Origin of the sequence: Rhizobium sp. S163, from assembly GCF_030380805.1 — a bacterium.
Classification (GTDB): Bacteria; Pseudomonadota; Alphaproteobacteria; order Rhizobiales; family Rhizobiaceae; genus Rhizobium.
This window is the reverse complement of sequence record NZ_JAUDSA010000003.1, coordinates 207265-220045: the sequence shown is the minus strand read 5'-3', so window position 1 is coordinate 220045 and position 12781 is coordinate 207265. Positions and strand designations below refer to the sequence as shown.

Here is a 12781-nt window from a genome sequence, read left to right as displayed (position 1 = left end):
CATGCGTCAGATCAGTAGCCGAGGCCCTTCTTGGACTCGTAGACCTTCTTCGGATCGTCAGCCTGCGTGTAGAGCTTCGATTCGGTCTGGATCCACTTGGCCGGAGCCTTCTTGTCCTTGAGGTAGGCGTCGAGCGCGTCGAATGCCGGGCCTGCCATGTTCGGCGTCAGCTCGACGGTCGCGTTGGCTTCGCCCGCTTCCATGGCCTTGAAGATGTCAGGAACGGAGTCGATCGAGACGACGAGGATGTCCTTGCCCGGCTTCAGGCCGGCTTCCTTGATCGCCTGGATACCGCCGACAGCCATGTCGTCGTTATGGGCGTAGAGGGCGCAGATGTCCTTGCCGCCGTTCTCAGCCTTCAGGAAACTTTCCATGACTTCCTTACCCTTCGTGCGGGTAAAGTCGCCGGTCTGGCTGCGAACGATCTTGAAGTTCGACTTGCCGGCAATGGCTTCCTCGAAGCCCTTCTTGCGGGCGATAGCCGGCGAAGAGCCGGTGGTGCCCTGGAGCTCGACGATGTTGCACTTCTTGTCGGCAACGGTCTTCACGAGCCAGTCACCGGCAACCTTGCCTTCATGCACCTGGTCGGAGGTCACGGCCGTCAAGTAGAGATCCTCAGGCGCCTTGATCGTGCGGTCGAGCAGGATGACCGGGATGTTGGCTTCCTTGGCTTCCTTCAGAACCGCATCCCAACCGGTTTCAACAACCGGTGCGAGCAGGATGGCGTTGACGCCCTGGGCGATGAAGGAGCGGATCGCCTTGATCTGGTTTTCCTGCTTCTGCTGGGCATCGGCGAACTTCAGGTCGATGCCGCGCTTCTTGGCCTCTTCCTTGGTGACGGTCGTCTCAGCAGCGCGCCAGCCCGATTCCGAGCCGATCTGCGAGAATCCGACAACCAGTTCGGCGGCCTGTGCCGAGCCGAACATGCAGGCAGCAAAAACCGTGGCACTCATGAGTGCTGTCTTGAATTTCATGATTTCCTCCAAAAGCCGCCTCCCGCGGCACGCACTAGGAAAATCATATAGTATTACTTTTGTAAATGCACTTTCTGGTATGCAATGCAGCAAAAAAGGGCGCCCGAAACGAGCGCCCTTTTCGCATGTGCTAACAGTGAGAAATGCTCACTTCGGCAGCTTGTCGTCCACGCCTTCGACGTAGAAGTTCATGCCGAGCAGCGTGGCATCATCAGCCTTCTCGCCGGCCTTCAGCCACGGGGTGCCGTCCTGCTTGTTGATCGGGCCCGTGAAGGGGTGGACCTCGCCTGACTTGATCTTGGCTTCGGTATCCTGAGCCATCTTCTTCACGTCGTCAGGCATGTTGGTGTAGTCGGCCATCTTGAGGATGCCGTCCTTCAGGCCGTCCCAGCTCTGCTCGGACTTCCAGGTGCCGTCGAGCAGCGCGTGAACGCGCTTGGAGTAGTAGTTGCCCCAGGTGTCGACGATAGCCGTCAGCTGCGCCTTCGGGCCGGCCGCGATCATGTCGGAAGCCTGGCCGAACGCGTGGATGCCGCGCTCTTCGGCAACCTGCATCGGAGCCGTCGTGTCGGTGTGCTGCGTCAGCACGTCTACGCCCTGGTCGACCATGGCCTTGGCGGCATCGGCTTCCTTGCCCGGGTCGAACCAGGTGTTGACCCAGATGACCTTGAGCTTGAAATCAGGATCGATCGACTTCGCGCCCTGCTCGAAGGAGTTGATGCCCATGACCACTTCCGGGATCGGGAAGGAGGCGATGTAGGCAGCGCCGTGGTTCTTCGAGGTCTTGGCGGCGATCTGGCCGAGAATGTAACGGCCTTCGTAGAAGCGCGAGTTGTAGGTCGCAAGGTTCGGGCCGGACTTGTAGCCGGTGCCGTGCTCGAACTTCACATCCGGGAACTTGGCGGCAACCTTGACGGTGGCGTCCATGAAGCCGAACGAGGTGGTGAAGATCAGCTTGCAGCCGGAGCGGGCGAGACGCTCGATGGCGCGCTCGGCATCCGGGCCTTCAGGAACGTTCTCGAGATAAGGCGTGTCGATCTTGTCGCCGAATTCCTTCTGGATCTGCTGGCGGCCAAGGTCGTGCGCCTGCGAGTAGCCGCCGTCGGTATGCGAGCCGACGTAGACGAAGCAGACCTTGGTCTTGTCGGCGGCCTGTGCGGACGAGCCAACGCTGAGAATGGCAGCTGCCGAAGCGGCAAATGCGAATGCTAGTCTTTTCATGATAACCCCTGTGGTTTGGAATTTCTGAGTTCGTTTGTTCTTGTTCTATCGTTCCGGGACGAATGGTTTTCCCAGGGACGCCGGCGTGTTGATCAGCGTCGTACGCCGATTATGAGAAATGATGACGAGAACCACAATAGTGGCCGCGTAAGGCAACATCGACAGGAACTGCGCCGGAATACCGATGCCGAAGGCCTGGGCATGCAGCTGCAGGATCGTGACCGCGCCGAAGAGATAGCCGCCGGCGAAGACACGCCACGGACGCCATGACGCGAAGACCACCAGCGCCAGCGTGATCCAGCCGCGGCCTGATGACATGTTCTCCACCCATTGCGGCGTATAGACGAGCGACAGCTGCGCACCGGCAAGGCCCGCGCAGGCGCCACCGAACATCACCGCGAGATAGCGGGTGCGGATGACGCTGATGCCGAGCGCATGCGCCGAGCCGTGGCTGTCGCCGATGGCGCGCAGCTTGAGGCCGGCGCGGCTGCGGAACAGGAACCAGCTGACGCCGAAGAGCAGCGCTAGCGACAGGTAAAAGGTCAGGTCCTGCTTGAAGAGCACCGAGCCGACGAAGGGAAGGTCGGAGAGATAGGGCACGACGATCGGCGCAAGCCGGACGCCGGGCACGCTTACATAGCCCTCACCGAGCATGCCTGACAGGCCGAGGCCGAGGATGGTGAGCGCAAGACCCGTCGCCACCTGGTTGGCAACAAGGGTCAGCGTCAGGAAGGCGAAGAGCAGCGAGAAGATCGCGCCCATGGCGATGCCGGCGATGAGCCCGATATAGGGCGAGCCTGACATCTGCGCCCCGGCGAAGGCCGCGACGGCGCCCATGATCATCATTCCCTCGACGCCGAGATTCAGCACGCCGGAGCGTTCGGTCACCAGTTCGCCTAGGGCGGCGATGACAAGCGGTGTCGAGGCCGTGATGACTGTCAGCAGGATGGCTTCGAAAATGCTCATGCGACGCCTCCCCGGACACGCGACCAGACGATGCGGATCTTGTAGGCGATCAGCGTGTCGCAGGACAGGACGAAGAACAACAGCAGCCCCTGGAACACACGGGTGACCTTGTCGGAGACGCCGATAGACAGCTGCGCCGCCTCACCGCCGAGATAGGTCAGCGCCAGCACCAGGCCGGAGGCGATGATGCCGAGCGGGTTGAGGCGTCCAAGGAAGGCGACGATGATCGCGGTGAAGCCGTAGCCCGGCGAGATCGCTGGCTGCAGGTGGCCGATCGAGCCCGAGACTTCCGAGATGCCGGCGAGACCGGCCAGTGCGCCCGAGAACAGGAAGCTGAACCAGATCATCTTCTTCGACGAAAAGCCTGCAAAGCGCCCTGCCCGTTCCGATTGGCCGAGGACGACGATCTCGAAGCCCTTCAGCGTGTATTTCAGCATGAACCAGACGAGGATCGCGGCAATGATCGCGAAGATGAATGCCCAGTGAGCACGGCCGGATTCTTCCCAGATCGCGGGCAGCACCGCTTCGGGCGGAAAGGAGACGCTTTCGGGGAAGTTGAAGCCGGCGGGATTGCGCCAGGCGCCACGGATCAGCCAATCGAGAAACAGCTGCGCGATATAGACCAGCATGAGGCTGGTCAGGATTTCATTGGTGTTGAAATGCGCCTTGAGCAGTGCCGGGATGCCGGCGAATAGCGCTCCGCCCAACGCACCCATGATCAGCATCAGCGGCAACACGAGAGGCGAATGCCATTCAGTGAACAGGATCGGCAGGATCGAGCCTGTGATCGCGCCCATGGTGAACTGGCCCTCGGCGCCAATGTTCCAGTTGTTGGAGCGATAACAGACGGCAAGGCCGACGGCGATCATGATCAGCGGGGCCGCCTTGATCGCCAGTTCGTGCAGAGACCAGACTTCGAGCAGCGGCTCCAGGAAGAAGGCGTCGAGCGCCTCGACCGGATCCTTGCCCAGGATTTCGAACATGATCGCGCCGGCAACCAGCGTCAGAACGAGGGCCAAGAGCGGTGAGACGAGACCGTAGAGCTTCGACGCCTGCGGGCGCTTTTCGAGTTCAATGCGCATGCGTGGTCTCCGGCGCGGTCTTGCTTTCATGCAGGCCGCCCATCAGCAGGCCGATCTTCTCGCGCGTCAGCTCGCCCGCCGGGAATGGCGACGACAGGCGTCCTTCGGAGATGACGGCGATCTCTGTCGCGACCTCGAAGATCTCGTCCAGATCCTGGCTGATGACGACAACCGCCGAACCATTGCGGGCGAGATCGACGAGGGCCTGACGGATACGGCTTGCGGCGCCCGCGTCCACGCCCCAGGTCGGCTGGTTGACCACGAGGACGGCCGGCTGGCGGTCGAGCTCGCGGCCGACGATGAATTTCTGCAGGTTGCCGCCCGAGAGCGACCCGGCTGCGGGATCCTCGCCGCTCTTGCGGACGTCCATTTCCTCGGAAATGCGCTTCGTCGCATTCTTGACGGCACTGCGGCGGATGATCTTCAGGAAACCGCCCGACAGAAACGCCTTACGGTCGGATTTGCTGCGGGCGAGCACGAGGTTGTCGGAGAGCTTCATCGCGGAGACGGCGGCATGGCCGTGGCGCTCCTCGGGCACGAAGCCGGCGCCGAGCAGGCGGCGGGCGGTGATCCCTTGGTTTCCGACAGGCTTGTTGCGGATGACGACGGCTTCAGGCTTTGACACCGGATATTCGCCCGAGAGGGCATCGAACAACTCGCCCTGCCCGTTTCCGGCAACCCCTGCGATCGCCAGGATCTGGCCGGAACAGACCGTCATCGACACGTCCTTCAGCGGCATGGCGAAAGGCGTGCGCGGAGCGACCGAGAGGCCTGAGACGGCAAGCTGGACCGGCCCCTTGGCGCCGCGATCGGGGTGGGTGACGGATGCCACGTCGTTTCCAACCATCATGCGGGCAAGCGAGGCCGGCGTTTCATCGGCCGGTACGCAAGCGCCCGTGACGTTGCCGTGACGCAGGACGGTGGCGCGGTCGCAGATGCGCTGCACCTCTTCCAGGCGGTGGCTGATATAAAGCACCGAGCGGCCCTCGGCCTTGAGCTTAAACAGCGTCTCGAACAGCTTGTCGGCTTCCTGAGGCGTCAGCACCGAGGTCGGCTCGTCGAGAATGATCAGCTTCGGGTTTTGCAACAGCGCGCGGACGATCTCGATGCGCTGGCGCTCGCCGACAGACAGATCGGCCACATGGGCGTGTGGATCGAGCGGCAGGCCATAGGCCTGCGACAGCGCCCTCGCCTCCTCGGCGATCTTGCCGATCGGGATGCTGTCATCGAGAGAGAGCGCAATGTTTTCGGCAACGGTGAGCGCCTCGAACAGCGAGAAGTGCTGGAACACCATGCCGATGCCAAGCCTGCGCGCGGCTCCGGGCGAACCGATCGCCACCGGACGGCCTTCCCACACGATCTCGCCCTCGCTTGGCTCCAAGACGCCAAACAGCATCTTGACCAGCGTGGATTTTCCCGCGCCGTTTTCGCCGAGCAATGCATGGATTTCGCCGGGAGCGATATCGAGGTCTATATGGTTACAGGCAGCAAAGCTGCCGAAGAGCTTTGTCAGCTTCTGGACCGACAATAACGCGCCTGATGCCGGCACAGTCGATGACGACACTTTCCCCTCATTTCCCACTGCCGACCTGCCCCTTCGGGATCATTCTGGGATCAGCAGCGTCGTTCCGGTCGTTTTTCTAGCTTCCAGTTCCGTGTGGGCTCGCCCAACCTCGCGCAACGGATAGGTCTGATTGACATTGATACGCACTTTGTTGCTCAAAACAACATCAAATAATGCGTTTGCACAATCAGTTAGCTCATTGCGGGTGGCGACGTAGGTGAAAAGCGTCGGACGGGTCGCAAAGAGCGAGCCCTTCTGCGCCAGCAACGCAAGGGTGAAATCCTCAATCGGGCCGGACGACTGGCCGAAGGATACGAACATCCCCAAGCGCTTCAGGCAGTCGAGCGATTGCGGGAAGGTATCGCGGCCGATGGAATCGTAGACCACGTCCACGCCGTTGCCGCCTGTGATCTCCGAGACGCGAGCGACGAAATCCTCGGTGTTGTAGTTGATGACGTGGTCGTAGCCATGCTCGCGTGCCAACTCAGCCTTGGCGTCCGAGCCAACCGTGCCAATGACGGTCGCGCCAAGCGCCTTGGCCCACTGGCCGGCGATGAGGCCGACACCGCCGGCGGCGGCGTGGAAAAGCAGCGTGGTGTCATGGCCGACCTTGAAGGTGCGGTTCAGCAGATACTGCGCCGTCATGCCCTTCAGCATCATCGCCGCCGCTGTATCAAGCCCTATGCCATCGGGCACGGTGACCAGATGCCTGGTCTCGATGTTGCGCTCTAGGCTGTAGGCGCCGTCGGAGCCGGCATAGGCGACGCGGTCGCCGACCTTGAAATCCGAAACCCCGGGGCCGACCGCCGTCACGGTTCCCGCTGCTTCCTTGCCCGGAACGAAAGGCATATGCGGCGCCTTGTAGAGGCCGGTGCGGAAATAGACGTCGATGAAATTCAGGCCGATCGCGGCGTGCCTTATCTGAACTTCGCCGGCGCCGGGCGGCGGCAGGTCGATATCGACATAATCGAGAACCTCGGGACCGCCGGTCCCATTCAGCACGACCGCCTGTGTCTTCGTCATTCCAGCTCTCCTATGCCTAATTCTCCTAAGCGCGGCGTCCCAGCGCCGGCAGGAACTGCAGCACGGCGCCGATGCAATAGAGATAGATACCGCTCAGAACGAAAACAACGAGCGCCCATTGCGGCACGACGAAATGCATCAGCAGCGCATAGATACCGAGCGCCGACCACAGGAAGAAGATGCCGAGATTGAGCGGACGCAGGCGCTGGACGCGCACCGGATGCAGGAAGTTGATCGGCAGGAAGGTCAGGATCACGGAGACGGTGACGACGGCGAGCGCGGTCGTGGCGCTGGCATCCATGACGAACAGCGTGAAGACGATCATGTTCCAGACCACAGGGAAGCCTGAGAAGAAATACTCTTCGGTCTTCATGCCCATGTCGGCGTAATAGATGGCGCTCGACACGACGATCATGCCGGCGGCCACGAAGGACCACGGCTCGCCGATCATGCCGCTCTGATAGAGCGCAAAGGCCGGCAGCAGGACGTAGGTCACATAGTCGATGATATTGTCGAGCGTATCGCCCGACCAGTTCGGCAGCACTTCCTTGACCTTGACCTTGCGCGCGATCGGTCCATCGATACCATCGACCAGCAGCGCCAACCCCAGCCACCAGAACATATCGACGAAACGATGCTCGGCGGCGGCGACGACGCCGAGGAAAGCAAGGAAGGAACCGGAGGCCGTCAAAATATGGACGGAAAATGCGCGCATTTCCGCGTAGGGTACGCGCTTGTAATTGAAAATCTTCATGTTTCCCCGAGTTGCCATAAGCAATCCGCACCCCCGAGGCGCGATTTCGGCCTAATATGCATCCTTTGTCGGGCTTCGCCAGAGCAAAAGCGAATGATGCACATCGGGTTTCCCAAACCTGACGATAACATGCATATTTCATGCAACTCGCCACAGAGGGAATGGAATACCTTTAATCCGCCGCCTATTTGTAATATCTGGCTCGCATCGAATTGATGATCGACGAACTACGGGATCCGATACCGCAATGAACGCCCCTGCAAAGACCGAAGAATTCGCAGCCCCAATCCCTGCCGGCGTATTCGCCGAAACCGTTCTCAGCGTCACGCATTACACGGACAACCTGTTCCGCTTCACGATGACGCGTCCTGAAGGTTTCCGCTTCCGCTCGGGCGAATTCGCGATGATCGGTCTCATGGTCGACGGCAAGCCGATCTTCCGCGCCTACTCGATCGCCAGTCCCGCCTGGGCCGAAGAACTCGAATTCTTCTCGATCAAGGTTCCCGATGGTCCGCTCACCTCGCATCTGCAGGCGATCAAGCCCGGTGACCAGGTGCTGATGCGCAAGAAGCCGACGGGTACGCTGGTGCTCGACGCGCTCACGCCCGGACGTCGTCTCTACATGTTCTCGACCGGCACCGGCATCGCGCCCTTCGCGAGCCTTATCCGCGATCCGGAAACATACGAGAAGTTCGACCAGGTCATCCTCACCCACACCACGCGCAACATAGCCGAGCTGAAATACGGCTTCGACCTGGTTCACGAGATCCAGAACGACGAGCTTTTGCAGGAAGTGGTCGGCGACAAGCTGCTGCACTACGCAACGGTGACGCGCGAGGACTTCGAGTATCGCGGTCGCATTACCGACCTGATCTCCTCAGGCAAGCTGTTCACCGATCTCGGCGTTCCCAAGCTCGATCCCGAGATCGACCGCGGCATGATTTGCGGCTCGTCGGCGATGCTGAAGGACACCAAGGAACTGCTTGAGCAGGCTGGTCTGGAAGAAGGCGCCAACAGCAAGCCGGCGCAGTTCGTCATCGAACGCGCCTTCGTCGGCTGATCGCCGCGTCACATCCCTAGAACAACGGCTCCGGAAACGGGGCCGTTTTCATTTCTGGCCGAGGTAATCGATCAAGGTCGTCATCGCCTTGCGTGCCTCGCTCGCCTTGCCCTGCTGGATCGCGCGGATCACGGCGACGTGCAGCGAGATCGAGCGGTCCATGCGCTCGGGGCTGGCCTTCGAATACCAGAGACGACGCGAATGACTCTGCACCGGGCCGAGCGCCGAGGTGATGAAGGCGTTCGGACAGGACTCTTCGAGGATTTCGTCGAATGCCTTGTCGGCTGCGAAAAATCCCGCGAGATCGCCGCTGACGGCGCAATCGTTCATGGCGCGCGCGCATTCGACCAGCTGATTGCGCTGCCCGTCGGTCGCCTGTTCGGCAACGAGTGCTGCGGCGATCGGCTCGAGTTCGCGGCGAACCTGCATGACATGGGCGTGGTCGGTCGGCTTGATCTCGGCGATCTGCAGGCCGACGCGTGGCTTCACGACGATCAATCCCTGCCAGGCCAGCTTCTGGATCGCCTCGCGCACCGGCGTGCGGCCGTGTCCGGAGAGATCGATCAGCTGCTTTTCATTGACGAGCGCACCAGGCGTCAACGCCAAGGTCACGATGGCATGTTCCAGCGCCAGATAGGCAAGATGGCTCTGTGAGGAGTTCGGCATCGCGGATCCGTGATTCGACCTGATATATCATAAGCCCCGCGTTAACGGATTCAATGGCAGGTTGCCATGATATATTAGGCCGAAGGGAGAGCCGTTCGTTTACAACGGCTTACTCGTGCCTCAGCGCATCGATCGGATTGAGCTGGGCGGCGCGCCTTGCCGGGAAATAGCCGAAGATCATGCCGATCGCAGCCGAAAAGGCGAAGGCGACGATGATCATCGTCGGGCTCACCACGAACGGCACCTTGAGTAGCGATACGGCGCCGAAGCCAAGCCCCAGCCCCAGCAGAATGCCGCTCATGCCACCGAATATCGACAGCGCCACCGCCTCGACCAGGAACTGCATCAGCACCTGCCGTTCCAGCGCGCCGATCGCCAGGCGGATGCCTATTTCGCGCGTGCGCTCGGTGACGGAGACCAGCATGATGTTCATGATGCCGATACCGCCCACGAGCAGGCTGATCGCGGCCACCGCGCCAAGCAGGCTGGTGAGCAGTGTCGTCGTTCCCGTCATCGCGGCTGCGATCTGTGTCATGTCGTTGACGTTGAAATCGTCTTCGCGGCCGGGGATGATCTTGCGGCGTTCGCGCAGCAGGTTTTCCGTGTCCGACTGGACCTTGGATGTGGCAACGCCATCGCGCGCCGAGATCAGGATCATCGAGACATTGGCATTGGCCTTGCCGCCGATGCGGCGCTGGTAGACCTTGATCGGCACGATCACGACATCATCCTGGTCGGTGCCCATGCCGGATTGTCCGCGCTTGGCCAGAACACCGATGACGCCGCAGGAGACCTTGCCGACGCGCACCTGCTGGCCGATCGGATCGGCAGACCCAAAGAGTTGCGAGCGGACGGTCTCGCCCAGAATGCAGCGCGCGCGGCCGCGCTCTTCGGCGGCATCGAAGGTGCGACCGGAGGCGATGTCCCAGTCCTGTGCCGTGAAATAATCGTTGGTCGTGCCCATCACCGTCGTCGAGTGGCTCTGCCCGCCATAGATCACGGTTGCCGTGGTCTGGTTGAGCGGCGCCACGGCCCGCAGCCCGCTCACCTGTTCGCTGATGGCATCCACGTCAGCCACGGTGAAGCGTCGCGCCTCGGAACTCGCGCGGCCGGGGCCGAACTGGCCGGGGCGGGCAAACAGCATGTTGGTGCCGAGCCGCGACAGCTCGGAGGTGACCTGCGCGGTGGTGCCATTGCCGATCGTGACCAGCGCGATGACGGCGGCGACGCCGATGACGACGCCAAGCACTGTCAGGAACGAGCGCAGCATGTTGCGGCTGATGGCGCGAAGCGCGAGCTTGACCGTCTCAAGAAACATGATGACCCGCCCTTCCCTGATGCGCCGTTTCCGCTTCCAGCTTGCCATCGACGAAGCGCAGCAGCCGCTGCGCATAGGCCGCGATATCAGGCTCGTGCGTGACCATGACGATGGTGATGCCCTGCTCGCGGTTCAGCCGCGTCATCAGGTCCATGATTTCGATGCTGGTCTTGGTGTCGAGATTGCCGGTCGGCTCGTCGGCGAGAAGCAGGGACGGCTGGGTGACGATGGCGCGCGCGATGGCGACGCGCTGCTGCTGGCCGCCGGAAAGCTCCTGCGTTTTGTGATTTTCACGGCCGCCAAGTCCTACCAAACCAAGTGCTTCCTTCGCCAGACGATGCCGCTCCGCGGCCGGCATGCCGCGATAGATCAGCGGCAGCTCGACATTCTCGACTGCCGACGTGCGCGGCAAGAGGTTGAAGCCCTGGAAGACGAAGCCCAGCATGTGACGGCGCAGCATCGTCAATTGCGCGCGATCGAAACCGGTGGTCGAAATGCCCTGGAACAGGTAGTCGCCGGCGCTCGGCACATCGAGACAGCCGAGAATGTTCATGGCCGTCGACTTGCCGGACCCCGATGGTCCCATGATCGCGACGAATTCATGCTCGCGGATCGCGAGATCGACATGATCGAGCGCACGGATCGAGGCTTCGCCGCGACCGTAGATCTTTGACACCTTGCTGAACTCGATGAGAGGCGGCGTTGTCATAATACGCCTGCTATCTCGACCGCTCGGTCGAATCGGTGATGATCGCTTCGTTTTCCTTGAGATCGCCTGACGTCACCTGGGTGAACTGGCCATCGGAGGAGCCGACCTGGATGACAACAGGCGATGGCTTGCCGGATTTCAGCACCCAGACGCGACGCTTTGCACCGGTCAAGGTCTCGCCGCCGCCCTGATTGCCGCCGCGGGGGCCCATGCGTGGGGGAGCAAACATGCCGAAAAGCCCGCGATTGCGCCTGGTTTCAGTTGCCGGCGGCGCGTAACGCAAGGCGGCGTTCGGCACCATCAGCGTGCTCTTGACCGCTTCGACGGTGACGTCGGCGGTCGCGGTCATGCCCGGGCGCAACAGCAGGTCGGCGTTGTCGACGGAGAGGATGGCCTTGTAGGTGACGACGTTGTTGGTCGTTTCCGAGGCAAAGCGGATCTGCTTGATCTCGGCCGGGAATGTGCGATCCGGATAGGCATCGACCGTGAAGGTCGCTTTCTGGCCAACCGCGATCTGGCCGACATCGGCCTCATCGACATCGACCTGCAACTCCATCTGCCTGAGGTCGCCGCCGATGACGAAGAGAACCGGCGCCGAGAGCGAGGCCGCCACCGTCGCGCCCGGATCGACCGAGCGCGTGAGGATGACGCCGTCGATCGGCGAGACGATCTTCGACTTGGTGAGATTGACCTGGGCGAGCTGCAGATCGGCTTCCGCCGAGAGCACCGCCGCTTCGTTGATCTCCTTCGTCGCAACGGCCGAATCGTACTTGTAGCGCGCGTCCTCGAGGCTCTGCTGCGTCGTCACATTGCTTTGGACGAGATTGCGGTACCGATCGTAGGAGCTCTTGGCCGATTCCAGATCGGCCGTCGCCTTGACGACGTTCGCCTTCGCCGAATCGAGCTTGGCCTGCGTGCTCTTGACATCGGCCTCGACCTTGATCGTGTCGAGCACCGCGAGCACGTCGCCGGCCTTCACCTCGCTGTTATAGTCGACATTGACATCGCGCACGGTACCTGAGAGCTCGCTCGATATGTCGACCTGTTCGGTCGGCTGCACCGATCCGGTGGCGGTCACAAGCACGGTCAGGTCGCCGTTCTTGACCGGCTGCGTGGTGTAACTCACCTCGCTGCCGCCCTGACGCGCATAGAAATAGTATCCACCTGCCAAAGCCGCTACGACGACCAGCGATACCAACGAGCGCTTCCACCAGCGGCCCTTCTGCTTCTGCTGAGAGGCGGCAAGGACAGCGGCGAGATCGGCGGTTGCCGTGCTCTTGGGCTCCGTGCTCTTGGGTTTATTGGGCGTTGTCATATCGTTCATGCGGGCAGCCTCGGTCAGATACAGCCAATACGACTGTCAGCTTCGGGAATAACGATCTGAAGCTGAACGCAGGATTAGCAAGTTGACCGCATTGGCACGCAGCAACGTCAAATGGAAATG

Annotated in this window: 12 protein-coding genes; 1 reads left to right on the top strand and 11 read right to left on the bottom strand. The window is 61.6% G+C overall.

The window, feature by feature from the left end; genetic code table 11:
• Positions 1-11: 11 nt before the first annotated feature.
• The 7 genes from ytfQ to pcsA all read right to left on the bottom strand — a co-directional run bounded on the left by ytfQ (position 12) and on the right by pcsA (position 7584).
• Positions 12-974, bottom strand: a complete 963-nt coding sequence (gene ytfQ, locus QTL96_RS01205) for a galactofuranose ABC transporter, galactofuranose-binding protein YtfQ (protein ID WP_112945640.1) — start codon at positions 972-974, stop codon at positions 12-14.
• A gap of 147 nt (positions 975-1121) precedes the next feature.
• Positions 1122-2195, bottom strand: coding sequence for a BMP family ABC transporter substrate-binding protein (locus tag QTL96_RS01200; RefSeq protein WP_289726380.1), 1074 nt, complete (start codon positions 2193-2195; stop codon positions 1122-1124).
• 45 nt (positions 2196-2240) lie between these two features.
• Positions 2241-3161, bottom strand: a complete 921-nt coding sequence (locus tag QTL96_RS01195; RefSeq protein ID WP_113235789.1) for an ABC transporter permease — start codon at positions 3159-3161, stop codon at positions 2241-2243.
• Positions 3158-4243 carry an ABC transporter permease gene (locus tag QTL96_RS01190; RefSeq protein ID WP_289726379.1) on the bottom strand — a complete coding sequence of 362 codons (1086 nt, stop codon included), beginning with the start codon at positions 4241-4243 and terminating at the stop codon, positions 3158-3160. The genes QTL96_RS01195 and QTL96_RS01190 overlap by 4 nt, the downstream gene beginning before the upstream one ends.
• Positions 4233-5807: an ABC transporter ATP-binding protein gene (locus QTL96_RS01185; RefSeq protein ID WP_289726378.1), complete on the bottom strand. Its 1575-nt coding sequence runs from the start codon at positions 5805-5807 to the stop codon at positions 4233-4235. Before QTL96_RS01185 ends, QTL96_RS01190 begins: the two co-directional genes overlap by 11 nt.
• A 39-nt stretch (positions 5808-5846) precedes the next feature.
• Positions 5847-6830, bottom strand: a complete 984-nt coding sequence (locus tag QTL96_RS01180) for a quinone oxidoreductase (protein WP_289726377.1) — start codon at positions 6828-6830, stop codon at positions 5847-5849.
• A 25-nt stretch (positions 6831-6855) separates the two neighbouring features.
• Entirely contained in the window at positions 6856-7584 is a 729-nt protein-coding gene (gene pcsA / locus QTL96_RS01175; protein WP_289726376.1) for a phosphatidylcholine synthase, read from the bottom strand.
• A gap of 247 nt (positions 7585-7831) precedes the next feature.
• Here pcsA and QTL96_RS01170 point away from each other — a divergent pair, with 247 nt between their 5' ends.
• Positions 7832-8644 (top strand): ferredoxin--NADP reductase, encoded by an 813-nt coding sequence (locus QTL96_RS01170; protein WP_047510339.1) that lies wholly within the window; start codon positions 7832-7834, stop codon positions 8642-8644.
• 48 nt (positions 8645-8692) lie between these two features.
• Here QTL96_RS01170 and QTL96_RS01165 read toward each other — a convergent pair whose 3' ends face one another.
• The 4 genes from QTL96_RS01165 to QTL96_RS01150 form a co-directional block, all read right to left on the bottom strand.
• The gene (locus QTL96_RS01165; protein WP_289726375.1) at positions 8693-9310 is read right to left on the bottom strand and encodes a GntR family transcriptional regulator; all 618 of its coding nucleotides are present in this window, start codon (positions 9308-9310) and stop codon (positions 8693-8695) included.
• A gap of 109 nt (positions 9311-9419) precedes the next feature.
• Entirely contained in the window at positions 9420-10628 is a 1209-nt protein-coding gene (locus tag QTL96_RS01160) for an ABC transporter permease (protein ID WP_018899949.1), read from the bottom strand.
• On the bottom strand, positions 10618-11337 hold the full coding sequence (locus QTL96_RS01155; RefSeq protein ID WP_113200235.1) for an ABC transporter ATP-binding protein: 720 nt from the start codon (positions 11335-11337) through the stop codon (positions 10618-10620). Before QTL96_RS01155 ends, QTL96_RS01160 begins: the two co-directional genes overlap by 11 nt.
• Positions 11338-11347: 10 nt before the next feature.
• Positions 11348-12661: an efflux RND transporter periplasmic adaptor subunit gene (locus tag QTL96_RS01150; RefSeq protein WP_289726374.1), complete on the bottom strand. Its 1314-nt coding sequence runs from the start codon at positions 12659-12661 to the stop codon at positions 11348-11350.
• Positions 12662-12781: the final 120 nt, after the last annotated feature.